Raw genomic sequence first — 23,694 nt, 5'->3', positions numbered from 1 at the left:
AGTCTTGGCAGAACGGCGTTAAGAAACGGTTGTGACACCGTCATTCGTGCCAACGGCTGGAACGCCAGAAATCAGCGGCCTGCATGGGAAAGCGCACGTTCGATCAGTCGGTCGAGAACCTCGGCATAGCTGACGCCACTGGCGGCCATGGCCTTGGCATACATGCTAATATTGGTGAAGCCGGGTATGGTGTTGAGTTCGTTGACGACGAAGCACATGTCGGGCGTGAGAAAGAAATCGACCCTCGCCATTCCATCGCAGCCGAGCGCTTTGAAGGCATTGGTCGCTGTGCGGCGCAGTTCTTCCCCGATCTCCGTCGGCAGTTGTGCGGGAACTCTGAGCGCTGCGCCATTCTCGTCGATATACTTGGCCTCGTAGCTATAAAAGCCGTGGGTTTCGGCGGGCACTATCTCGCCGGGCAGTGATACGAAGAGCGAACCATCGGCGTGTTCGAGCACGCTGAATTCAATCTCGCGGCCGGTGATAAATTCCTCTGCCAGCAGCTTGCGGTCGTGCCTGAAGCCTTCGGCGAGGGCGGCGGCGTAGCTGTCGGCGTCGGCTACCTTACTGACGCCGACGGAAGAGCCCTGGCGCGCGGGCTTGATGAAAAGCGGAAGGCCGAGTTTTTTTACAACATCAGCGAAGGGCGGCTCCGCGCCTTGTTCGATGCAGACGGCCTTCGCGACCGGTAGACCAGCCTCCTTCAACAGGCGCTTGGCGATATCCTTGTCGATGGCCGTTGCCGAGCCGAGGATGCCACAGCCTGCGAGCGGCACGCGGGCGACGGCGGCCAGTCCCTGTACCGATCCGTCCTCGCCGTGCATGCCATGCAGGACGGGAAACAGGATGTTGATCGGCGGAACTTCGTATGGAGCTGCATTCGCGGGAATGGCTAGCAGGCGGCCCCGACCGCCGGGCAGCAGCGTCAATTCCGGAGCGTCGCCGACGGTTGCTGCGGTCGACAGTTCCGTCTGCCGTGCCATCAGCAACCACCGCCCTTCCTTCGTCACGTAGATGGGAAGAACGTCGTAGCGGTCACGATCGAGCGCATTGACGACATTGATTGCCGACAGGATTGAGACATCGTGCTCGGGCGAACGCCCGCCGAAGAGGACAGCGACCCGCAGGCGCGAGGCTGTGGGCCGGTCAGTTTCCGTAGAACGCGTGTTCGGCATGATGATTTTCTGCCCGGATGGGTCTGTTGAGGTTGTCAGAGAATGATGGCCACGCCGCGATTGGCGAAGAAGCGGTCGAAGGTTGGGAGCGGCAGTACGACGTCTGCCTGGCTTTGAGCGTCATGGCCGGATGGATTGTGGAAACGGATCGTTCCGGGCGATGCCGCCGTTACCAGTACGAGATGGCCGCCGCGCGACGGCGGCTCGCGATCCGGCCACCGGATCTGGCTGTTGACCGAGGCGATGAAGAATGTGTTCCTGCGAAGCAAATCGGGAATATCAGTGGTCGGCAGATTGGTGATTGTCTCGGCCTTGAGGCCGAAGGCCCGCCCGACGAAGGTGACGAACGGCGCATAGATCAATCCCTTGATCGAGTGATCCGCCTCGTTGACGACGTACCCGCCAAAAGCAGTGCAGGCCCGCGCCAGGTCGATGGTCCGGTGCATCTCGCCGCGTGCGGCAAGTGCCATCTTCAGGCATGCCATGCCGCAGATATTGACCGCCCAGCGGGCATATTCTTCGACCGTCTCGGCGCCAGACTGGTGCCAGAGCGGATCGCTCAATAATGCAGACGAGCCGCTTTCAAGCACAGGCAGCGTCATCGACGCCGTTTCCCACTGGCTGAAATAGGGAACCGCTCGGGCGAAAGCGTTCATCTCTTCCTCGGCAATCAAAATGAATATGGTCGCAAACTCGGCGAACAAAGCGACAGTTCTGTGGCTGAAGTGTGCGCTGATTATTAAATCAGGAGTTGTGAAGGGGCTGGGCGCGAGCGACAACTGGGCGGACAAAAAAACCTCGCGACGTTTCCGTCGCGAGGGCCTTGTTTCTAGCTTACCGGCCGGCTCAAGCCTGTGCGAAGGCGCCGTGGCAATGCTTGAACTTCTTGCCGGAGCCACAGGGGCAAGGCTCGTTGCGGCCGACATGACCCCAGGTCGACGGGTCGGTCGGATTGCGGTTTTCCGGGGCGACAACCACTTCCGAGGCCAGGAACGCGGGCGCGAAATCGTCTTCGCCCGTATTCGGATCGAGGTGGTGCGCCTGCATGAACGGAGGTTCCGGCTCCGCAGGTGCCTGCTGCACGAGTTCGACGCGCATCAGCTGTGCGGTGACGGCTTCACGCAGGTTGTTCAGGAGCGAGGTGAAGAGCTCGAACGCTTCCGACTTGTATTCCTGCAGCGGATCGCGCTGTGCGTAGCCACGGAAGCCGATGACGGAGCGCAGGTGGTCGAGGTTGACGATATGCTCGCGCCACAGGTGGTCGAGCGTCTGCATGACGATCGAGCGCTCGACATAGTGCATGATGTCGTCGCCAAAGCGTTCGGCCTTTTCCGTGAAAGCCGCATTGGATGCTTCCGTCAAGCGCTCGCGAATGCTGTCCTCGCCGATACCTTCCTCCTTAACCCAGTCCTCAACCGGCAGATCGAGGTTGAGCAAGGCTGCTGTCCGCTCCTTCAGGCCAACGGCATCCCACTTCTCGGCATAGGCGCGCTCGGGGATGTGCTTCTCGACGAGATCGTCGATGACCTCGCGGCGCATGTCGGAGACGGTTTCGGAAATATTGGCCGCTTCCATCAACTCGAGGCGCTGTTCGAAGATCACCTTGCGCTGATCGTTCAGGACGTCGTCGTATTTCAGGAGGTTTTTGCGGATGTCGAAGTTGCGGGCTTCGACCTTCTTTTGCGCGCGCTCCAGAGCCTTGTTGATCCAGGGATGAACGATGGCTTCGCCCTCCTTGAGACCGAGCTTCTGCAGCATGCTATCCATGCGGTCGGAACCGAAGATGCGCATCAGGTCGTCCTGAAGCGACAGGTAGAACTTGGAACGGCCAGGGTCGCCCTGACGGCCGGAACGGCCGCGCAGCTGGTTGTCGATGCGGCGGCTCTCGTGGCGCTCGGTCGCGATGACATAAAGGCCACCGGCGGCAAGTGCCTGCTCCTTGAGCTGCTTGATCTCTTCGCGGATCCCTTCGATCTTTGCGTCGCGCTCGGGGCCGGGCTCGATCTCGCCAAGATCGCGTTCGACACGCATTTCAAGGTTGCCGCCGAGCTGAATGTCCGTACCGCGGCCCGCCATGTTGGTGGCGATCGTTACCGCACCCGGCACGCCGGCCTGCGCGACAATATACGCTTCCTGCTCGTGGTAGCGGGCGTTCAGGACCTGGAAGTCCTTGAAGCCCTGCTTGCGCATCATCTCGGCGAGCAGTTCCGACTTTTCGATCGAGGTCGTGCCGACGAGAACCGGCTGGCCGCGCTTCTGAGCGTCCGCGATCTCGGCAATGATAGCCTTGTATTTCTCTTCAAAGGTCCGATAGACCTCGTCGTCTTCGTCGGTACGCTTGATCGGCAGGTTGGTCGGCACTTCGACAACCTCGAGGCCGTAGATGTTGCCGAATTCTTCCGCTTCCGTCTGCGCCGTACCGGTCATGCCGGCGAGTTTGCCGTACATACGGAAGTAATTCTGGAAAGTGATCTGCGCCAGCGTCTGGTTTTCCGGCTGGATGGTCACCCTTTCCTTGGCTTCCAGAGCCTGGTGCTGGCCTTCCGAGTAGCGGCGGCCCGGCATCATGCGGCCGGTGAACTCGTCGATGATGACGATCTCGTCGTTGCGGACAATGTAGTCCTTGTCGCGCTGGAACAGCTTGTGGGCCTTGAGCGCGTTGTTGACGTGGTGGACGATCGCCACGTTCTCGATGTCGTAGAGCGACTGGCCCTTCAGCAGGCCAGCCTGGCGCAACAGGTTTTCCAGCTTCTCGGTGCCTTCTTCGGAGAAGTTGGCTGAGCGCTGCTTTTCGTCGATCTCGTAGTCGCCTTCGCTCAGTTGCGGAATGAAGGCGTCGATCGTGTTGTAGAGGTCGGAGCGGTCGTCCAGCGGACCGGAAATGATCAGCGGCGTGCGCGCTTCGTCGACGAGGATCGAGTCCACTTCGTCGACGATCGCGAAGTTGTGGCCGCGCTGGACCATCTGGTTCTTCTCGTACTTCATGTTATCGCGCAGATAGTCGAAGCCGAGTTCGTTGTTGGTCGCGTAAGTGATGTCGCAGTTATAGGCGGCAGCGCGCTCCTCGTCCGACAGGCCGTGGACGATGACGCCCGTGGTCAGGCCGAGGAAGCCATAGATCTTGCCCATGGTCGCGGCGTCGCGGCGGGCGAGGTAGTCGTTCACGGTGACAACGTGGACGCCCTTGCCGGCGAGTGCGTTCAAGTAGACCGGCAACGTGGCAACAAGCGTCTTGCCCTCACCGGTCTTCATTTCCGCGATGTCGCCGTCATGAAGGATCATGCCGCCGATCAGCTGTACGTCAAAAGGTCGCAGGCCGAGAACGCGGCGCGAAGCCTCACGCACAACGGCGAACGCAGGCACAAGGATGTCGTCGAGCGTCTTGCCGTCTGCCAGCATCTTGCGGAATTCGACGGTCTGGGCAGCCAGCTGCTCGTCGCTCAAAGCCTTCGTCTTTTCTTCGATGGCGTTGATGGCTGCGACTTTCGGCTGGAAGGACCGCACGCGGCGATCATTGGCAGAGCCAAATATTTTGCGGGCTATACCGCCAAAGCTGACCATATGACTGGTCCTTTCTCAATAATATTCCCCGGCTTTTCTTATCCGCTGCCCGGCCGAATTTCAGGCACACGTCTCGAAACGCCAGGAAACTGTTCTGGACGCGAGGTTGCGTGACAGATAAGAGGGGGGTCGAATGATGTCAACGGATTTGGCTGATATACAAAGGCCACATTCCAGTGTTGATGGCTGTTTCAGGCTGAATTCACGAAGCTGAAGCCGGTGGGTGTAACTGTGAAGGGTTATTTGATGTTGAACTACAACAAAATCGCTGTGATGGCGTTCGCAACCTTCGTTGCGTTCCAGGCGCCGGTCCGTGCGGAAGACAAGCCGGATGCCGTCGTCGCCAAGGTCGGCGATGTCGAGATTCATCAGTCCGATCTCGATCTGGCCGTTGCCAATCTCGACCCGCAGCTCGCCCAGCTGCCGGACGACCAGAAGAAGATCGCCGCCCTGTCCGCCGCCATCGACGTCAAGCTGCTGGCGCTGGACGCAACGGCCGAAAAGCTCGACCAGAACGCCGAATTCAAGAAGCGCATGCAGTATCTCGCTGATCGCGAACTGCACAACGCCTACTTCAAGAAGCACGTCGTCGACACGGTGACCGACGCGGACGTCAAGGCGCGCTACGACAAGGAAGTCGCAGCACTTCCGAAGCAGGAAGAAGTTCACGCCCGCCACATTCTCGTGAAGACCGAGGACGAGGCCAAGGACGTCATCAAGCAGCTGGACGCCGGCAAGAGCTTCGCGGATCTGGCGAAGGAAAAGTCCACCGATCCGAACAAGGCTGACGGTGGCGATCTCGGCTATTTCACCAAGGGCCGCATGGTCAAGGAATTCGAAGAGGCCGCCTTCGCCCTTGACAAGGGCACCTACACCAAGACCCCCGTGAAGACCGATTTCGGCTATCACGTTATCCTGGTCGAAGATAAGCGCGACGCCGCTCCACCAGCCTTCGATCAGGTCAAGGACCAGGTTCGCCAGCTCGTCATGCGCGACAAGTACCTTGCGCTTCTCGCCTCTGCCAAGGAAAAGTCCAAGGTCGAGATCACCGACGAAGCGCTGCGCAAGGGCTATGACGACGCCAACAAGCAGCCGCAGCCGGGTGATGAACCCGCCGCGCAGCCGCAGCAGTAAAATCCAAAGTTTAGGGCCCGGTTCTTCCGGGCCCTTCACTATAGCAGTTGTCGTATTTCTGCAGGGCGAGCCGGCTTATACTTCGCCCTGAAAATCCTTCCAGCCACCAGGTCGATTGCCATGTCCGGTTCCGTTTCTCCGCTCGCTCCGAAATCATATGCCAATGTGCCCGCCCTGAGCGGCGTGCGCATGGCCACTGCCTCAGCCGGCATCAAGTACAAGAACCGCACCGACGTGCTGATGATGGTGTTCGACAAGCCGGCCGCAGTCGCGGGCGTTTTTACGCGCTCGAAGTGCCCTTCGGCGCCGGTCGATTTCTGCCGCGCAAACCTGCCGCATGGCACAGCACGCGCTGTCGTCGTCAATTCCGGCAATGCGAATGCTTTCACTGGTTTGAAGGGGCGCGACGCGACTGCCCTGACGGCAAAGTCGGCAGCGGCTGCCGTCGGTTGCGGCGAGAACGAGGTCTACCTCGCGTCGACCGGTGTCATCGGGGAACCGCTGGACGCGACGAAGTTCTCTGGCGTTCTCGACCAGATGCACAAGGATGCGACCGGTGACTTCTGGTTCGAGGCCGCCAAGGCGATCATGACCACAGACACCTATCCGAAGGTCGCCACCCGCAGTGCCGAGATCGGCGGCGTGAAGGTGACGATCAATGGCATTGCCAAGGGCGCCGGCATGATTGCGCCTGATATGGCGACCATGCTTTCCTTCGTGGTCACCGATGCCGATATTGCTCCCGCCGCCTTGCAGTCGCTCCTATCCGCGGGCGTTGATCCGACGTTCAATTCGATGACGGTCGACAGCGATACCTCGACCTCTGATACGTTGATGCTGTTTGCCACCGGCGCGGCTGCCGAGTACGGTCAGGCTCGGGTCGAGAGCGCCGATGACGCCCGCCTTGCCTCGTTCCGCGCTGCGCTCAATGATCTTCTGAAGGATCTTGCCCTGCAGGTCGTGCGCGACGGCGAAGGTGCGACGAAGATGCTGGAGATCACGGTGACTGGGGCCGAAAGCGATGCTGCGGCCAAGAAGATCGCGCTGTCGATCGCCAATTCGCCGCTGGTCAAGACCGCGGCCGCCGGCGAGGACGCCAACTGGGGCCGTATTGTCATGGCCGTCGGCAAGTCCGGTGAAATGGCCGACCGCGATCGGCTGGCTATCTGGTTCGGCGATGTGCGTGTTGCCGTCAACGGCGAGCGCGACGCCGTCTATTCCGAGCAAGCTGCAACCAACGTCATGAAAAAGCAGGATATTCCTGTGAAGGTCGACATCGGTCTTGGAAACGGCACCGCCACGGTATGGACGTGCGACCTTACAAAGGAGTATGTCGCCATCAACGGTGACTACCGGAGCTGATTTTTCATTGACTGAAGCATTATCCAAGAAGGCAAATCTGCCACTCGTGCGCAGGCTGGAGGCTGTCGGCTTCCGGGCTTGGCCAGCCTCATCCGTGCAGTACGACGGCAGTTGGCAGATACGGCTGACGGCGGGGCATCCGTCCAATCGGCTGAATTCGATCGTGCCGCTCGATCCTTCAGATCACCGCGATGTCGAAATCCGTCTTGCCAAGGCAGGCCGCAAGTTCGAAGCCTATGGCCGCCCGGCAGTTCTGCGTCAGACGCCGCTCGCCTCGCCGGTATTGATCGACCTCGTGCGGGAACAGCAGTGGTCATCCTTCGACGAGACGATCGTCATGACCTGCGATCTTGCGCATGCGGAACTGCCGGATACGCTCGATCATCTGCCGACTCACGATATTGGCCGTTTCGTGGATGCCAATCTGGCAACCGACGGCGTCTCGTCCAAGCTCAAGCCGGCGCTCGCCGAAATCATCAATGCGATCAAGCCGCCGTCGGGCCTGTTCATGATCGAAGATGCGGAAACGGGGCCGCTTGCGACTGTTCTCTGCGTTCAGGACAACGACCTCGCCGGCATCATGTCGCTCTCCGTCGCCAAGGAGCGCCGCCGCGAGGGCCTTGGCATGGAAATCCTGACATCGGCCCTGCGCTGGGCCAGGATGCGCACCGCCCGTTCCGCCTGGTTGCAGGTGAAGGCGACGAACGCTCCGGCCCTGGCACTCTACGAACGGCTCGGCTTCCGTGAAGCCTACCGCTATTCCTACTGGCGGCAGGAGCCGTCACGATGAGCGAGGCAGCCCGAAACATCCTTCTCGTTGCCGCTTGTGCCCTGATCGATGCCGACGGGCGAATTCTGTTGGCGCAACGCCCCGAGGGAAAATCGCTTGCGGGGCTTTGGGAGTTTCCCGGTGGCAAAGTGGAGCCGGGCGAGACGCCGGAGGCATCATTGGTGCGCGAGCTTCACGAGGAGCTCGGGATCACGACCAAGGTCGCCTGCCTGGCGCCCCTGACTTTCGCGAGCCATACCTATGAGAAATTCCATCTGCTGATGCCGCTCTATGTCTGCCGGCGCTATGAAGGAATTCCGCACGGGAAAGAGGGGCAGGCGTTGAAATGGGTGAAGCCGCAAGCTCTGCGCGACTACCCGATGCCGCCCGCTGACGAGCCCCTGATCCCGATGTTGCAGGATTTACTTTAGGAACTTCTGATTATTATCCTATAAGCGTCCAATTTGGGTGTGGATATTAATCGATCGTTTAACACCTTCTGCCAAATATCGGCCTCAATCAAGCAACTGGCGTGTGTGTAGAAGGCTTGACGCATGGACGACGATTTCTGGAAAGCTGTTAGAGAGAAAGAACAGGCCTCGACTGGATCGAGCAGAACGGGAGTGCTGAATATTGCGCTGCTGTTTGGCACGGCCGTTGTTGCCCTGACTTTGATCTTGACGCCGATGCTTGCTGACAAGTCCAGGTCGAGCGTCTTTGCCAGCGCGCCGTCGGAATTCGATACGATGACAACGGGCTCGATACCGAAGACCGAGAACGGCAAACGCTACACGATCCGCCGCAGCGTGCTTCAGGAAACGCCGGGTTCTGTTTGCGTGGTTCAGGGTTACGGAAGCGGAGCTGGTTGCTGATACTGGCGTTGCTGCCGCGGCAGACGCAACGTGATGAAGGACTGCCGCTTTAGCGCCGAGGTTGGCATGCGACTAATAAGGGCATTTCTGGCAGACGTCCGTGGCGCGGCCGCGATCGAATACGGCCTGATTGCGGCCCTCATATCCGTGGCTCTCATCGGTGGAGCGCGGGCGCTTGGTGGCGATATCAACGGCCTTTTGAGCAATATCGCCAACCAGTTCCCGAACTGAGCCGATTTCTACTGCTTCAGCTTATGCTCCTCGACCTTCAGCGCATCGGCGAGCCTCACCTTCGCCGATCCTGGGCGAAGCGGCTTCTGCTGGCTTTCGTGCGGTGCCCATCCCGAGACATAGATGATCGAGAAGGTTGCCCTGATCCGGCCGTCCGGATCGGCGTATCGCTCGGCATAGATTTCAGCCGCCCGTAGGAAGAAGGCGCGCGTCAGAGGTTTGCGGCTGCGCGCAAGAAGCGGATTGGTCATTCCCATCGCCCGCAGGTCTTTCATCAGCGGAAAGATCGAGTCGTAGCGGACCGTATAGGTCTCTGCATCGATCACGGGCAGGGCGAAACCGGCGCGCTGCATGAGACCGCCGACGTCGCGCACGTCGGCGAAAGGGATGACCCGTGGGCTCGCACCTCCGGTCATTTCGATTTCTGTCGCCAGCAGGATCTCGCGAAGCTCCTGCAATGTGCCCGATCCAGGGATCGCGGCAAGAAAGAGCCCATCGGGTTTCAAGGCGCGACGGATCTGGATGAAGACGCCCGGCGTGTCGTTGGTCAAGTGAAGGCTGAGCGGGGCCAGCACGAGGTTTGCCGACTGTGGCTCCAGGGGAACCTCTTCCAGAGCAGCCTCGATGATAGCCTCGCCCGCTTCCGCATAGGCGTGCTCGCTTTCGACCCGTGTCAGTTGCCTGACCTTGCCGGTTGCGATCGCAGCGCGGGCCGCAGCCCCGGTGGCGCCATGCAGCTCGACCGCATGTTCGAAGGTCCGTTCGACCACGGCAAGACGCTCGCCGAGTTCTTCCGCGGCGATATCGAGAAGGAAGGTCGCCTTAGGGTCATGGTGGAGACGGGCGCGATGCCGGTTTACTGCGATCCGGGCCTGGTCGAAGATCATATCCATGGCGCAGTGCATAGTCCCGCAGAACCGGTGCTGCAAGGCGATTTTCCTCGAAGGCGAAACGCGCTAAGCTTTCGCGAGAGGGTTGGGGCAGTGGGGGCTTGGGAGACGACGATCGCCTATGAAGTTGGATGGGACGCTTCTAATGCGTCCCTTCGGGCGCTTGGTCGACCTTGTCTATCCGCCGGGATGCGTGGTTTGCGGCATCGCCACCGGTCGCCACAACGGCCTTTGTCCGACGTGCTGGTCCGGACTGTGCTTCATCGAACGGCCGTATTGCGAAATCCTCGGGATACCGTTCTCGCATGATCTCGGTTCCGGCATTCTCAGCTCCGAGGCGATTGCCAATCCGCCGCCGTTCGACCGGCTGCGGTCAGCCGCCTTTCATGACGAGCCGGTGCGCCAGTTGGTGCATGGCCTGAAATACCGCGACCGAACAGATCTCGCGCCAATGATGGCCGAATGGATCATACGCGCGAGTGACGGGATGGTGGAGCGGTGTGACGCCATCCTGCCGGTACCGCTGCATCGAAGCCGCATGTTCTCGCGCAAATTCAACCAGGCTGCAGAGCTGGCGCGTCATCTGGCGCAGCGATCCGGAAGGGCGCTTCTGCCGGCAACGCTGATGCGCGTCAAACGCACCCGCCCTCAGGTGGGTCTCGGCGCAGAGGCGCGCGAGGAAAATGTTCGCGGTGTCTTTGCCATTGCCAAGGCGCGGGACAACGACGTCTTCGGCAAGCGGCTTGTCCTTGTCGATGATGTCTACACGACCGGTGCCACGGTTGCCGCGGCGGCAAAAAGTACTGCGCAAGGCCGGAGCGGCGGACATCACGGTTTTGACCTTTGCAAGGGCTCTTTCAGAAACTATATGACGAAAAGATAACCGTATTGTCTGGAGACCCCATGGCACCCGTGACCATTTATACGCGCCAAGCCTGCGGCTACTGCGCGCGTGCCAAATCGCTGCTGTCCGAAAAGGGCGTGGATTTCGTCGAGCACGATGCGACCTTTGCGCCGGAACTTCGCCAGGAAATGATCGGCAAGGCCAACGGCCGCACGACGTTCCCGCAGATTTTCATTGGCGAGCAGCACGTCGGCGGATGCGATGATCTCTATGCGCTGGATCGGGCCGGCGGGCTTGATCCTCTGCTTGCCGCGTAAGGAAGTGCGATGACGTTTACGGCTGCCGCCATCCAGATGTGCTCCGGCGTCGATCCCGAGAGGAACGCTGCCGCGATGGCGCGCCTCGTCCGCGACGCTGCGGGCCAGGGCGCGATCTATGTGCAGACACCTGAGATGACAGGCATGCTGCAGCGCGATCGTGCCGCTGCCAAGGCACTGCTTCGCGACGAAACCAATGACGTCATCGTGCGGACGGGTTCGGAATTGGCCCGGGAGCTCGGCATCTTCATGCATGTGGGCTCGACCGCTATTGCGCTCGATGACGGCAAGCTTGCCAACCGCGGCTACCTCTTCGGGCCTGATGGCAAGATCCTTAATCGTTACGACAAGATCCATATGTTCGATGTCGATCTCGACAACGGCGAAAGCTGGCGCGAGAGCGCTGCCTACCGGCCGGGGTCCGAGGCGCGCGTGTTGTCGCTTCCCTTTGCTGAAATGGGCTTTGCGATCTGTTATGACGTTCGCTTCCCCACCCTTTTCCGCGCCCAGGCTGTTGCCGGCGCCGAAGTGATGACGGTGCCTGCTGCCTTCACGAAGCAGACCGGCGAAGCACATTGGGAAATCCTGCTTCGGGCACGCGCGATCGAGAATGGCGTTTTTGTGATTGCCGCTGCTCAGGCCGGGCGCCACGAGGACGGGCGTGAGACCTTTGGTCATTCGATGATCGTCGATCCCTGGGGCCGCGTTCTGGCTTCGGCCGGGCCGGAGGGCGAAGCCGTCATCCTTGCCGACATTGATACGGCGGCCGTCAAGTCAGCTCATGACAAGATTCCCAATCTGAAAAACGGCCGTGATTTCTCAATCGAGAGGGTTCCAGGGGCAGTCGCAGGAGGCGTGGCCGCTTGATCCGTTATTCGCTGCGTTGTGAAAATGCCCACGAATTCGAAGGCTGGTTTTCCGAAAGTGCCGATTTCGATCGCCAGATCGCATCAGGATTCCTGACCTGTCCTGCCTGCAACTCCGCATCCATCTCCAAGCTCCTGATGGCGCCTTCGGTTTCGACGGCGCGCAAGAAGGATGAAATGCAGACGCTGGCGATGGATACGATGCGGCGTGACGCGTTCCAGAAGCTGAAAGAGGCTGTTGCGACGATCAGGGCCAATTCCGAGGATGTCGGAACGCGGTTTCCCGAGGAGGCCCGCAAGATACATTACGGGGAAAGCGACGCCCGCGGCATCATCGGGCAGACCACGATGGATGAGGCCCAAGCGCTTTTGGACGAAGGCATCGAAATCGCGGCCCTGCCTGTTTTGCCCGACGATGTGAATTGAGCTAGTGCGCGCTGTAGGCGCCATCCACGAGATGGTAGCTGCCGGTGATGAAGCTTGCCTGCTCCGACAATAAGAAACAGACGAGAGCTGCCACTTCTTCGGGCGTGCCGCGCCGGCCCATCGGCTGCAGTGCTTCCATGCGACGGCTGCTCGCAATATCACGATGTTCCGATGAGAGTGGTGTCTCGATCCAGCCGGGACCGACCGCATTGATGCGGATTCCCAGGCGGGCATATTCTATCGCCGCCGCCTTTGTCAGTCCCACGACGCCGTGTTTAGCCGCCGTATAGGCGCATGCGATCGGCAGTGCGACGGCACCGAGCACGGAGGATACATTGACGATCGCACCGCCGCCGCGGGCCAGCATCGCTCCGATCTCGTATTTCATGCAGTAGAAAACGCCGTTGAGGTTGACGTCCATCAGCTTGTGCCAGTTGTCGAGCGGATAATCTCCCGTCGCCCTGCGCACGCCGTCGACGCCGGCATTGTTGACCGCAAGATGGAGGCCGCCGCAGGTTTCGGCGACCGTTTTGACCAGCTTTTCAACAGCTGCAGCATCGGTCACGTCGACCGCAAAATGGCGAGATTTGCCTCCTTTTTCGCGAATCTCCGTTGCAACCCGCTCCGCTGCTTCGACATTGATATCGGCGACGACAACTTCCGCGCCCTCCTCGGCCAACTGACGGGAGATGGCCGCGCCAATGCCTGAGCCGGCGCCGGTGACGATCGCTACTTTTCCTTCGAAACCAAGATTCATCGTTATTTGCTATCGCTCCCCTGCGACAAGATCAATTCAAACGCGAACAGCTGCCAACCTCCCGGAAGCCCCCGCGATACGCGCCGGCGCCGCGGCGCGAAGCGTCTCAACCTAGCTTCGCGGCGCCCATTGCCGCAAGAGGCGCCCTCCGACAGGGCGACATTATGAAGAACTTATACAACGATAGGGAGGTTTCTGCACAGAAGAGCGCTTGAGCGGTCCACCGATGACTTGGCCTGAATACAACAGGATGCTAAAGGAAAGCGATAGGGCTCACCATAATCAGCAGGTAACGATGGATAACGACCATATTACGCGCCGTGGCCTAGTCTTGGGCTGTGTGGCATTGATGACCTCTGGATGCACCACGGCGAGTTGGCCGATAGGGTCTCCCTTTTCTTCGAATGGCGTCAGCTACCGCAACCGGCGGCGTGAGGTTGCATATTCGGGCGGCGAGGCGCCGGGCAGTATCGTCGTCAACACCTACGAACGTTACCTCTACTACGTTGAGGACGAAGGCCGCGCGACACGCTATGGCGTGGCAGTCGGCGAGGAAGGTCTTACTCTGAAGGGCAATGCCGTTGTCGGGCGGAAGGCCGAGTGGCCATCGTGGACGCCGACCGCGAGCATGATCGAACGCAAGCCGCGTTTGGCGCAGTATGCTGGGGGCGTTCCCGGAGGGGAAAACAACCCTCTGGGCGCCGCGGCGCTTTATCTTTACCAAGGCGGGCGGGATACCTATTTCCGGATCCACGGAACGAACGAGCCCTGGCTGATCGGACAGGCCGTGTCGAATGGTTGCATCCGCATGACCAATGAAGACATCGTTCACCTCTACGGCCGGGCGCCCATTGGGACCGGCGTTTTGGTCATATGATACTTACATTTTGTATCGATATTGCCACCCTCTGTTAGCTTTGCGCGTCGCCTGTGCGACGCGACGGCTAGGTGTGCCCTTTCTGCACTTGGCTTGTCGCTAATTTACCGCTATTAGTAGAATCGTTGCCTTCGATAACCTATTCCATGCTAACGGAGAGGAACTACTTGATGAGCAGAATCCTAATCATGTGCCTTGTTGCTTTGTTTTCCGTTTCGAGCCTGACGGCTTGCGGAGCAGTTGGTAAGGGCAAGGGCAAAGCCCCGCCACCGGTGGCAGAAGCCCCGATCACCAAGTAACATCTGACTTTTGAGTAAGGGGGAGGGACTTTGTGGCCCCTCCCCCAAATCGTTGTCGGAGCCAGGCTGCCTAATGCGCAAATGCGCAACCCTAGGCTGGCATTTCTGTTTGGGTGTCTGTGCTCTTCGATCTCGGAGATGAAGCGTAGCATGACGCTTGCTAAAGGCCACCTATCCCTCCTGATTCTCACCGCGCTCGCGCTCACATCCTGCCAATCTGACGACAAGCCACCGCAACCGAGGTACACCTCGAACGCCAGCGGTGCACAAGTCGCTAAAGCCTCCCAGCGCGAGGGGCAGTATTTCATCGAATTCCGTTCACGCTATGCGCTGACCTATGGCCATACCTATGCGGTGTTCGGACGCCTGAACAAGGCTGGCGGAATGATCAATCCGCAGGTCGCCGGGCTTGCGCCGGCTTCTCCCGACGCCGCGCCTTACGTACTCGGGCATTTCATCCCCGTTCCGGCGTCGACCGGGGCCACGGATGGCGATCTTGAAGAAGCCTATCGTTCGGCAAGCTGGCGCATCCTGCTCACCGAAGCGGAGTACAACAAGACCGTCGCTTACATTCGTGACCTGCAGGCCAAATCGAAGATGTGGCAGGCCACCGTCGACAATTGCAACAATTTCGTCGGCGAGATCGCAAGTTCCATGGGATACAAGACGCCTAGCATCTGGCTTCGTCCGCAAGAGTTCATTACAAAGCTCCGAGAGATGAATACGTGATGCGGAGCGAGCCGTCGGGTCGTTCGGCACCATCGATGGCAGGCGTAGAAGGGCTCCGGTGATCTGAATTGAGCGTCGCTCTCATTGGCAAAATCGTGTGGGTGCTTGGCATCATCGCCTGGTATGCCATTCGCTATCCTTCGGAACGCCGCGCGAGGCGCACGAGGGTCGTCAGCGACCGGCGCTCCGGTGTGGAGGCGGCGGGTCTTACGGCTGCGTTGATAGGGCTTGCCTTTATTCCAGGCTTCTACGTCGCAACCGGAAAGCCAGCAGCCGCCGACTACCCGGCTCATCTGTGGGCAGTGATTCTCGGTGCTCTATTGTTTTTCACGGCCATGTGGGTCTTCCGCAGGACGCACAAGGCGCTTGGCCGCAACTGGTCGATCACGCTGCAGATTCGCGAGAAACACGAGCTGATTTCCCACGGCCCCTACGCGCTCGTCCGTCATCCGATGTACACCTCCTTTCTGCTGATGGCGCTTGGCCAGGCCTTTCTTCTCGCGAATTGGGTCGTTGGGCTGGCGGGCCTGATCGGCTTCGCAGTCCTCTTCTTTTTGCGGGTAGACAAGGAGGAGCGGATGATGCTGGAGATTTTCGGTCCCGAGTACCGCGCCTACATGGACCGGACGAAGCGAATTATCCCCTACATCTACTAGAGGACGCAGGATGCGGGGACGCGCCGTCAAGCTTTCGCCATCACGACGTCTGGTCGGAGACCTGATGCGGTTCTCGATCGGCGTGCCGCGCGTCACGGTGCAGCGGCAGATGAAACTCGCGCCGCTACAGCAAGCGAGGATGGCGCAGCGGAGCAAGACGTCCTGGACGGTGTTGTTCCTGAAGGGCTATGCCCTTCTCAGCCAGGACGTGGCGGAGTTGCGGCGTGCCTATGTCAAGCTGCCCCGGCCGCAACTCTACGAATATCCGGTCAGTGTCGCCTCCGTTGCGCATGAGCGCGAGCATGAGGGCGAGCGAATCGTTCTGCTGAGCACGATCAAGGATCCGGAGCATCGGTCCATTGCCGAGATCGAGGGACATTTTCTTGCAGCCAGATCAAAGCCGATCCATGAGATCAAGGAATTCCGCAGGGCGCTGAAATTTGCGCGCGCACCCGGCCCGATCCGATGGCTCCTGATGTGGCTTGGGCTGAACCTTGGCCGTCAGCGCGGACGGCGCTTCGGCACATTCCAGCTGTCGGTCTATTCGGGCCTGGGGGCGGAGTCGTTGAACCCTCTAACGCCGCTGACCACCATTTTCAATTATGGCCCGATCTCCGAAGACGGAACGGTCACCGTGCGCATCCACTATGATCACCGGGTCATGGATGGCGCGAACGTTGCCCGTGCGCTCGTTCGCTTCGAAAGTATCCTGAATGGGGCGATTGCCGACGAAGTCCGCGGGATGCCTTCAGGCGAAGCGATCCCCGATGGGGCGGTGTCGGGGATGGCACCATGACAGACGAACAGCGTGAAGCATTGCGCCCCGCCGTCGTCGTGGTCGGTGGGTCCCGTGGCATCGGCCGGGCGATTGCCAAGGTGGCGGCCCGAGAAGGTGCGACGGTCGTCCTCGTTGCGCGGTCGCTGGATGGACTGGCGGCGGCTGCGGATGATGTGAAAACGGCAGGCGGCCAAGCATTCACCCTCTCGCTCGACCTGCTTGCGGCCGACGCATCGGCGCGGCTGAAGGACTTCCTTACGGCCAACGGCCTTGTTTGCGAGGTGCTGGTCAACAGCGCCGGCTATGGTTTGCGCGGTGCGGCAACGACACTGCCGATTGCCGACCAGCTTGGCATGGTCGACCTTAACATCCGGGCACTCACTGACATGACCCTGCACTTCCTGCCGGGTATGGTGGCGCGTGGCCGCGGCGGCGTGCTCAATCTCGGCTCCATTGCGGGTTTCACGCCGGGTCCGAACATGGCACTGTACTACGCCAGCAAGGCCTTCGTCCGCTCCTTCTCGGAGGCGCTGCATCAAGAGGTCAGATCAACCGGCGTGAGGGTTACCTGCGTTGCGCCTGGGCCCGTTGCGACGGAGTTTCTGGAGCGGTCTGGTGCTGGTCGGGCGGCTCTGTTCAAGATCCTGCCCAAGCTCAGCTCGGACTATGTGGCCGAGCGCGCCTGGCGCGGGTTCAAAGCCGGACGCCGTCTGGTGATTCCAAGCCTTTCGGCGAAGCTGGTCGCCTTCGTGGCATCGTCGCTGCCATCGGCCGTGAAGGTGCCCTTGATCGGTCGCCTGCAACGGCGCAGTCGCGACCTGTGTCCATGCGGCTCGGGCAAGCCTTTCAAGGACTGCTGTGGCTCGAGACAGGCGCGTCGAGGGGTCTGATCCTCGCGACCTATATTAGCCAGGGCGTTTCGCCAGCATCATGTAGTTCACATCCATGTCCTTCGACAGATTCCACTGGTTTGACAGCGGATTGAAGAAGACGCCCGTGCGATCGATGATCGAAAGGCCATTGTCCGCAACCGGCTTTTCGATCTCTTCGGGACGGACCAGCTTCTCATATTGATGAGTGCCGCGCGGCAGCCACCGCAGGATATTTTCTGCCGCAAAGATGGCGAGCGCGGCGGCCTTCATCGTCCGGTTGATCGTTGCGACGAACATCAAGCCACCCGGGCGAACCATCTTTGCGCAGGTGCCCAGGAAGAAATCGACGTCGGCGACGTGTTCCACGACCTCCATGTTGAGAACGATGTCGAAGGTTTCGCCGGCCTCTGCAAGCTGTTCGGCCGTGACGGCACGGTAATCGACGGATACGCCTGAGGCTTTCGCATGGGTCGAAGCGATGCCGATGTTCTTTTCCGATGGATCTGCACCGACGACGCTGGCACCCATGCGGGCCACCGGCTCCGAGAGCAAACCGCCACCGCAGCCAATGTCGAGGACGCGAAGACCCTCTAACGGCCTTGGGGAACGAATGTCGCGGCCGAAGTTTTCCGCTGCCTTATCGCGAATATAGGCGAGCCGCACGGGGTTGAACTTGTGCAGTGGCTTGAACTTACCGGTGGGGCTCCACCATTCGGCCGCCATCGCCGAAAAGCGGTCCACCTCTTCCTGGTCGATCGTGCTTTTTGCCGCTTCGCTCATGCTTTTGTCCTCGCATTCGTTCTGAGTGAAGTCGGACGAAGCTGTGAGGAAGTCAAGAGCTGACCGCGGGCGTGGTGTCGCAAGCAACTCCCGGTGAAGGCGAAAGCCGTACTCCCTACACCAAGAAGATGAGAAGACGTTAAAGTTAACAATATGCTAATATACTGACAGTTTATCGGGGGTCGACCATGTCTCGCTTCTGTGGTGCTGTCGCTGCAGGTGTCTTCTTTGCTTTATTCGGTCCGCTGCAGGCTTTCTCCGCCGAGCCGGTTGGGCAGGCAACACTGATTCGAACCGAGGTTTCAGGCGAGACCGGCCCGCTGGTTGTGCGATCCCCCGTCCATAAGGACGAGCGCATCCGCACATCGCAGTCCGGCCTTGGACAATTCATCTTCAAGGATGGCACCAAACTGGCTGTCGGTGCGGGGTCGACGGTCGTGATCGACAAGTTCGTTTATGACGATTCGGCCTCCGTGAAGAGGCTTTCGATCAAGGCGGCGAAAGGCACGTTCCGCTGGATCAGCGGCAATTCAGCCTCGTCGGCCTACTCGATTGTAACTCCGGCCGGCACGATCGGAGTGCGCGGAACGGCGTTCGATTTCTACGTCGGCCCGAACGGTACGACGGCGATCGTGTTGTTGAACGGTGCCGCAAGTTTCTGCGGCCCAGGGGGCTGCAAGCAGTTGCGTCAGCAATGCGACTGCGTGGTCGCAACCCGCGGCGGCCGAATGACGGATCCGAGCAAGGTCGATCGCAGCACGCTGCAGACACTGAGTAATCCGCGAGCGTTGCCCTTCCTGTCCGGCGATCAGCAGCTTTCGGGCGCGCTCGGCGGCATTCGCACCAGTTGCGGGCTGGCGTCCCTGCGCCAGGACCGTCAGGACCGGCCCCAGCCGCAGCGGCAGGAGCGGCCGGCGCCGCAGGCACCCCAGGCGCCGCAGCAGGCGCCACAGGCACCTCAACCGTCCCAATTGCCGCAGACACCGCAACAGCCCCCGGACATGCCGGATCCACCCGACAAGCCGGACAAGCCTGATCACCATCACCACCACGACCGTGACCACCATCACGACTGGGATCACCATCGCGGTTGGGATCACTTCGGTCGAGGCTCTTTTGACCGCGACCGTGGGCGCAATTGGCGATGATGAGACCACGATCGCGATGGGTCGTGGTCGTAAGAGCCGCAATCAGGGTTCGAGGTGAAGCTTGGTTTCATGCGGCAGAGCCGCGCCAATACCGTCATCGTCATTGCCGGGACTGTCACGGAAGTGGTCCGCCCGCCGCCCGAGGCGGCTATAGAATTGGGGCAGGGTCGCGGTTAGCTCGGCTGACTTGAGCTTGGCGATATTGAGCAGCTTGCGTGTCTCCGCCGAATGGGCGCGGAGCGCGGCGACAAGCTCCGTATGAATGCGATGCATCTCGGCAAATGCACTTGAACCGCGAACGTGCTCGCCACCGACAACGGCATAGAGGCGCGCCCGGCTGCTCTTGCCTTTCAGTCCGAGCAGACCGGCGTCGAGGAGTGCGAAATGCGCCAGTTCGCCAGCCGTGGTTTCCGAAACGAGAATGTCGAAGCCAACTTCCTTGCAGGCGGATTCGATGCGCGCCGCGACGTTGACGGCGTCGCCGACGGCGGAATAGTTGAAGCGTGTTTCGGCCCCCATGTTGCCGACGCAGGCAAGGCCGGTGTGAATACCGACGCCGATACCGACCTGATACTCCGGGCCGAAACCGAAAGCATCGGATGCGTTGAGCGAAGCGAGCGTCTCACGCATGGCAAGGGCGGCGCGGACTGCCTTGGCAGGATGATTTTTGACGTCCACCGGGGCGTTCCAGAAGGCCATGATCGAGTCGCCGATGAATTTGTCGAGCGTCCCTTCATTGGCCGTCACGTGGCGGCTCAACGCATCGAGCAGCGTATTCAGGAAGCGGACGACTTCGGCTGGCTGCAGTCGTTCGCTGAGTTCGGTGAAGCCGCGCACGTCGACGAACATCACCGTCAGTTCGCGGTCGTCGCCGCCGAGCCGCATCGCATCGCGGCTGTGCTCGATCCGAAAGAGCAGCGAGGGTGAGAGATACTGCCCGAAGGCACGGCGGACTGCGCGCCGCTCGCGGTCGATAACGAGGATGCGGAAAGAGGTGGCGGCGAAATGGGTGATTGAGCCGGCAATGATCGGCGCGAGCGGATCGAGCAACAGGCCCCAGGCGGAAAAGGCAAACCAGGAGGCCGCAAGCGCCAATGCCGTCAGGCATAGGCCGCAGGCAAGCGCCACAGCCGGGCTGACGAAGGTCGTCAGCACCACCAGGAGCGTACCCAGTATGGCAATCGCAAGAATTTCCAGTCCATCCGCCCAATCGGGCCGGGAGAGAAAGTGGCCGGTCAGGATCTGTTCGACGGTTTGGGCATGCATGGAAACACCAGGGACGTTCTGGCCGAGCGCCGTCGTGCGGATATCCTGCAGACCAGCCGAGGATGTGCCGACAAAGACGATGCTTCCTTCGATGGCGGCAGCGACCTGCGGATCGACGCCTTGTGGCGCCAGGATCTTGCCGGCGGAGATATAGCGTTGCGGGACATCAGGACTTATATACAGCCACAACTCACCGCTCGCAGTCACCGGTATGACGAACTCACCGATCTTGACCGATGTCAGTGTATCGGGAGCCTCGGGGGCGGCTGCCAACACATAGGTCGAAGCGCCCTGGGCGACACGCAGCGCCTCGATCGCCAGATTCGGATAGAGCTGCTCCCCATCCGTCAGAAAGAGCGGGACCTTGCGTACGACAGCGGAGGGATTGCCGGGATTGAGGCTGATGTGGCCGAGACCTGTCGCATTGAGCTGCAATTGCGGGCGTACCGGTGTCGCTGCGTCGAGCCGGGGCGGCGCGTTGACGGGGCTCTCGCCGGTGAAAGCGAAGCCTGCTTTGACCGGTGGCCGATAGTTACCCTCCGTCGTCAGGCCGAAGCCGAGCACCACGGGGCGTCCGGCGATCGCTTGGGCGAAAAGCTCGTCATTGTCGGGTAGCCGGCTCAGCAACGTCGGGTCGACGCCGGCGACATCGCGCATGACAGTGCGCGGCGAGAGACGGTCCGGTTCTGCAAACAGCACATCGAAGGCGATCGCGGCGGCTCCCAGATCGGACAGGCGCTCCACGAGAAGCGCCAGCCGGTCGCGCGGCCAGGGCCACTGGCCGAATTCCTTGAGCGAGGCCTCGTCGATATCGATGATGCGGACCGGTGTCGGCTCAAAGGCGCGCGGTGAGATCCGCTGATATTCATCAAATGTGACGTCGCGGATTTGCCGCAGCAGTGGTGGATCGCTTGCCCGCAGCATCGTGAACGCCGCGACGATGGCGAGGCCAATAATAACGCCGATTTGCTGCGCACGCGTCATATGCAATCGGAGCCCTCGGGCCTGGAACCAAGTGGCGCCGGCGATAAAGGAGGCGCATTTCCGGGCGCGACTAGGCTGCCTGTTTCCACCGCGCGATGCAACTGCGCCTTTCGAGCAAATCAGCGACGCTGTTCAGTCGGTCGGAAACTCCTTGCCCAGGCGATGCGGGTTGTTGGTCTGCGAAGCTGCAGCCTCTGAATTCTCCAACGTCAGCATGCGCTCGTCATTTGCTCTGCGCGGCCCAAGAAAGGGCCTTCGCTCGGTCTCCGTTGCTCGCAGCGTGCTTCGAAGGCGCAGTAGGTCCTTCCGCGCAATCAAGCCATGAAGCTTGGCGGTCTGTGGATCCACGATCGGGATGCGGCCGGAGCCAGTCGTCAACATCAGGTCAGCGACATATCCGACCGTATCGTCAGGATGTGCCGCGGGGATAGATGCGTCGGACACCATGTCGTCGAGACGTTGGTCGGAAAACGCGGCTGCGTCCTGCCATCGCAACGCATCGCTACCGGAGACCAGTCCCTTGAGGACACCGCTGCCGTCAACGACCGGATAAACCCGGTGCGTTCTTGCAGGCGTCGCGAAGAAGGCGCAGGCATTGCCGACTGTCATGCTTGCTGCAAGCGTGTCGACCTCCTTGATCATGATCTCGCGCGCACGCGTCAATTCGAAGGGATCAATGCCGTATTCTCGCGTGATGTGTTGGCCGCGCCGGGCGATCTTTTCGGTGAGGATCGACCGGCGAAGAAGGAGAACCGTCACCACGTAGGCTGCTACCGTGGCCGCCAGGAGGGGTACCAGCATCGAAACGTCGCCGGTGAGTTCGACCGCAAAGAACGTGCCCGTCAGCGGTGCGCGCATCGTTCCTCCCATCATTGCGGCCATGCCCAGCAGGGCCCAGAATCCCGGGTCGCCGGGAAGCACCAGGCCGACCAGCCATCCGAGGGCTCCTCCGAAGATCAGCAGCGGCGCGAGTACGCCACCGGATGTGCCCGATGACAGCGCCACAAGCCAGATGAACGCTTTCACAAGCAGGACCGCCAACACGGCCGACGGCAGAAGAGTGCTGTTCAGCAATCCTTCGATGATGTCGTAGCCGACTCCGAGGGCGCGAGGCTCGATTAAGCCGCCGAGGCCGATGATCAACCCGCCAATCGCCGGGCACCACATCCAATGGATCGGCAGGGCCTCGAAGAGATCTTCGATCTTGTAGAGCATCGTCGTCAACAGGCCGGATTGCAGCCCCGCAATAATCCCCATCGCAGCGCAGAACGCGATGCCCCACCAGGGAAGGTCCATGTGAAATTGCTTGGGAAAAAGAGGGCCCGCCTGGAACAGGAAGGGGCGCCAGCAGATCGACACGCAGGCCGCGATGGCAACGGGGATGAAGCTTCTGGGCTTCCATTCGAAGAGCAGCAATTCTACGGCGAGCATGACTGCGGCAATCGGTGAGCCGAAGATTGCGGTCATGCCGGCGGCCGCACCCGCGACGAGGAGCGTCTTGCGCTCGGCCGAGCTCAAGTGGAAGCATTGCGCGAAGAGCGATCCGATGGCGCCGCCCGTCATGATGATCGGCCCTTCGGCGCCAAAAGGTCCGCCGGTGCCGATGGAGATCGCCGACGAGAGCGGCTTGAGAATCGCCACCTTCGGCGACATCCGGCTGCCACCAATCAGGATCGTCTCGATTGCCTCGGGGATGCCGTGACCGCGGATCTTCTTGGATCCGAAGCGGGCCATCAGCCCGATAACAAGGCCGCCAAGGATGGGAATGGCAACCATCCATACGGAGCGCGGTGCATCAGCAAGCGAGGTGGCGGCAATACTGAAACGCCCGAACCACACGAGACTGGTGACCAGCGAAATCAGGCCCACCAGGACCCAGGCGGCGAACGCACCGCCGGAGCCGACCACCACGGCCATGCCGACCAGCGCGAGAACGCGTTTGTCCGTCGTAAAGTCCCCGGCCTCGCGCCGCGAGAGGCCGCCGGTAAAGTCATGTGGCCGGTGAGGGGTCGATTGCTCGTACATGGAGGATCCCGTTGAAACGCTTCTGTTCGACGTTGAAAATATATCGTGATACGATATAAATCAACAAGCAGATCTG

24 protein-coding genes and 1 pseudogene are annotated in these 23,694 nt (G+C 60.7%); 17 read left to right on the top strand and 8 right to left on the bottom strand.

Going from position 1 to position 23,694, the window contains the following annotated elements:
- Positions 1-71 precede the first annotated feature (71 nt).
- The 3 genes from AS026_RS28125 to secA form a co-directional block, all read right to left on the bottom strand.
- A complete protein-coding gene (locus AS026_RS28125) occupies positions 72-1,175 on the bottom strand; it encodes a D-alanine--D-alanine ligase family protein (protein WP_062373555.1) in 1,104 nt (367 codons plus the stop codon).
- Between the two features lie 35 nt (positions 1,176-1,210).
- A complete protein-coding gene (locus tag AS026_RS28120; RefSeq protein ID WP_062373585.1) occupies positions 1,211-1,831 on the bottom strand; it encodes a C39 family peptidase in 621 nt (206 codons plus the stop codon).
- A 190-nt stretch (positions 1,832-2,021) separates the two neighbouring features.
- The gene (gene secA / locus AS026_RS28115) at positions 2,022-4,736 is read right to left on the bottom strand and encodes a preprotein translocase subunit SecA (RefSeq protein WP_018857844.1); all 2,715 of its coding nucleotides are present in this window, start codon (positions 4,734-4,736) and stop codon (positions 2,022-2,024) included.
- Positions 4,737-4,982: 246 nt separating this feature from the next.
- On the opposite strand from secA, the gene AS026_RS28110 reads away from it, so the two are divergent.
- The 6 genes from AS026_RS28110 to AS026_RS28085 all read left to right on the top strand — a co-directional run bounded on the left by AS026_RS28110 (position 4,983) and on the right by AS026_RS28085 (position 9,104).
- The gene (locus tag AS026_RS28110) at positions 4,983-5,870 is read left to right on the top strand and encodes a peptidylprolyl isomerase (RefSeq protein ID WP_018857845.1); all 888 of its coding nucleotides are present in this window, start codon (positions 4,983-4,985) and stop codon (positions 5,868-5,870) included.
- A gap of 120 nt (positions 5,871-5,990) precedes the next feature.
- A complete protein-coding gene (gene argJ / locus AS026_RS28105; RefSeq protein ID WP_025661648.1) occupies positions 5,991-7,232 on the top strand; it encodes a bifunctional glutamate N-acetyltransferase/amino-acid acetyltransferase ArgJ in 1,242 nt (413 codons plus the stop codon).
- The gene (locus tag AS026_RS28100; RefSeq protein ID WP_051085593.1) at positions 7,201-8,022 is read left to right on the top strand and encodes a GNAT family N-acetyltransferase; all 822 of its coding nucleotides are present in this window, start codon (positions 7,201-7,203) and stop codon (positions 8,020-8,022) included. The genes argJ and AS026_RS28100 overlap by 32 nt, the downstream gene beginning before the upstream one ends.
- Positions 8,019-8,432 (top strand): 8-oxo-dGTP diphosphatase MutT, encoded by a 414-nt coding sequence (mutT, locus tag AS026_RS28095; protein ID WP_025661650.1) that lies wholly within the window; start codon positions 8,019-8,021, stop codon positions 8,430-8,432. Before AS026_RS28100 ends, mutT begins: the two co-directional genes overlap by 4 nt.
- Positions 8,433-8,555: 123 nt before the next feature.
- On the top strand, positions 8,556-8,873 hold the full coding sequence (locus AS026_RS28090; protein ID WP_018857849.1) for a hypothetical protein: 318 nt from the start codon (positions 8,556-8,558) through the stop codon (positions 8,871-8,873).
- 66 nt (positions 8,874-8,939) lie between these two features.
- Positions 8,940-9,104, top strand: a complete 165-nt coding sequence (locus AS026_RS28085) for a Flp family type IVb pilin (protein ID WP_025661651.1) — start codon at positions 8,940-8,942, stop codon at positions 9,102-9,104.
- An 8-nt stretch (positions 9,105-9,112) separates the two neighbouring features.
- On the opposite strand, the gene AS026_RS28080 is transcribed toward AS026_RS28085, so the two are convergent.
- Entirely contained in the window at positions 9,113-9,997 is an 885-nt protein-coding gene (locus AS026_RS28080) for a methyltransferase domain-containing protein (protein ID WP_025661652.1), read from the bottom strand.
- A gap of 118 nt (positions 9,998-10,115) precedes the next feature.
- Here AS026_RS28080 and AS026_RS28075 point away from each other — a divergent pair.
- The 4 genes and pseudogenes from AS026_RS28075 (at position 10,116) to AS026_RS28060 (ending at position 12,447) form a co-directional block, all read left to right on the top strand.
- Positions 10,116-10,866, top strand: a pseudogene (locus tag AS026_RS28075) (ComF family protein).
- Between the two features lie 31 nt (positions 10,867-10,897).
- Positions 10,898-11,155 carry a glutaredoxin 3 gene (gene grxC, locus AS026_RS28070; protein ID WP_018857853.1) on the top strand — a complete coding sequence of 86 codons (258 nt, stop codon included), beginning with the start codon at positions 10,898-10,900 and terminating at the stop codon, positions 11,153-11,155.
- Between the two features lie 9 nt (positions 11,156-11,164).
- Positions 11,165-12,022, top strand: a complete 858-nt coding sequence (locus tag AS026_RS28065; RefSeq protein WP_062373551.1) for a carbon-nitrogen hydrolase family protein — start codon at positions 11,165-11,167, stop codon at positions 12,020-12,022.
- Positions 12,019-12,447 carry a DUF1178 family protein gene (locus AS026_RS28060; protein ID WP_018857855.1) on the top strand — a complete coding sequence of 143 codons (429 nt, stop codon included), beginning with the start codon at positions 12,019-12,021 and terminating at the stop codon, positions 12,445-12,447. Before AS026_RS28065 ends, AS026_RS28060 begins: the two co-directional genes overlap by 4 nt.
- A gap of 1 nt (position 12,448) precedes the next feature.
- Here the strand turns inward: AS026_RS28060 and AS026_RS28055 are convergent, their stop codons facing one another.
- Positions 12,449-13,204, bottom strand: a complete 756-nt coding sequence (locus tag AS026_RS28055) for an SDR family NAD(P)-dependent oxidoreductase (protein ID WP_062373546.1) — start codon at positions 13,202-13,204, stop codon at positions 12,449-12,451.
- 295 nt (positions 13,205-13,499) lie between these two features.
- Between AS026_RS28055 and AS026_RS28050 the strand changes: the two genes are divergently transcribed.
- From AS026_RS28050 to AS026_RS28030, 6 genes are all read left to right on the top strand, one after another.
- The gene (locus AS026_RS28050; protein ID WP_062373540.1) at positions 13,500-14,081 is read left to right on the top strand and encodes a L,D-transpeptidase; all 582 of its coding nucleotides are present in this window, start codon (positions 13,500-13,502) and stop codon (positions 14,079-14,081) included.
- A 170-nt stretch (positions 14,082-14,251) separates the two neighbouring features.
- Positions 14,252-14,380, top strand: coding sequence for a hypothetical protein (locus AS026_RS40625; protein WP_037075964.1), 129 nt, complete (start codon positions 14,252-14,254; stop codon positions 14,378-14,380).
- Positions 14,381-14,530: 150 nt separating this feature from the next.
- Positions 14,531-15,109, top strand: coding sequence for a hypothetical protein (locus AS026_RS28045; protein WP_018857858.1), 579 nt, complete (start codon positions 14,531-14,533; stop codon positions 15,107-15,109).
- A 68-nt stretch (positions 15,110-15,177) separates the two neighbouring features.
- The gene (locus tag AS026_RS28040) at positions 15,178-15,765 is read left to right on the top strand and encodes a protein-S-isoprenylcysteine O-methyltransferase (RefSeq protein ID WP_025661656.1); all 588 of its coding nucleotides are present in this window, start codon (positions 15,178-15,180) and stop codon (positions 15,763-15,765) included.
- Positions 15,766-15,775: 10 nt separating this feature from the next.
- A complete protein-coding gene (locus AS026_RS28035; protein ID WP_062373536.1) occupies positions 15,776-16,561 on the top strand; it encodes a hypothetical protein in 786 nt (261 codons plus the stop codon).
- Complete coding sequence (locus AS026_RS28030) at positions 16,558-17,433, top strand: SDR family NAD(P)-dependent oxidoreductase (RefSeq protein ID WP_062373533.1); 876 nt, start codon at positions 16,558-16,560, stop codon at positions 17,431-17,433. Before AS026_RS28035 ends, AS026_RS28030 begins: the two co-directional genes overlap by 4 nt.
- A gap of 15 nt (positions 17,434-17,448) precedes the next feature.
- On the opposite strand, the gene ubiG is transcribed toward AS026_RS28030, so the two are convergent.
- Positions 17,449-18,195: a bifunctional 2-polyprenyl-6-hydroxyphenol methylase/3-demethylubiquinol 3-O-methyltransferase UbiG gene (gene ubiG, locus AS026_RS28025; protein ID WP_025661659.1), complete on the bottom strand. Its 747-nt coding sequence runs from the start codon at positions 18,193-18,195 to the stop codon at positions 17,449-17,451.
- A 188-nt stretch (positions 18,196-18,383) separates the two neighbouring features.
- Between ubiG and AS026_RS28020 the strand changes: the two genes are divergently transcribed.
- Entirely contained in the window at positions 18,384-19,343 is a 960-nt protein-coding gene (locus tag AS026_RS28020; RefSeq protein WP_062373528.1) for a FecR family protein, read from the top strand.
- 42 nt (positions 19,344-19,385) lie between these two features.
- Here AS026_RS28020 and AS026_RS28015 read toward each other — a convergent pair whose 3' ends face one another.
- Together AS026_RS28015 and AS026_RS28010 are read right to left on the bottom strand one after the other, a co-directional pair.
- Positions 19,386-21,593, bottom strand: a complete 2,208-nt coding sequence (locus tag AS026_RS28015) for a CHASE2 domain-containing protein (protein WP_025661661.1) — start codon at positions 21,591-21,593, stop codon at positions 19,386-19,388.
- A gap of 132 nt (positions 21,594-21,725) precedes the next feature.
- Positions 21,726-23,618 carry a chloride channel protein gene (locus AS026_RS28010; protein ID WP_062373523.1) on the bottom strand — a complete coding sequence of 631 codons (1,893 nt, stop codon included), beginning with the start codon at positions 23,616-23,618 and terminating at the stop codon, positions 21,726-21,728.
- Positions 23,619-23,694 lie beyond the last annotated feature (76 nt).

It is taken from the genome of Rhizobium altiplani (assembly GCF_001542405.1).
GTDB lineage: Bacteria > Pseudomonadota > Alphaproteobacteria > Rhizobiales > Rhizobiaceae > Rhizobium > Rhizobium altiplani.
This window is presented reverse-complemented; position numbering and strand designations above follow the sequence as displayed.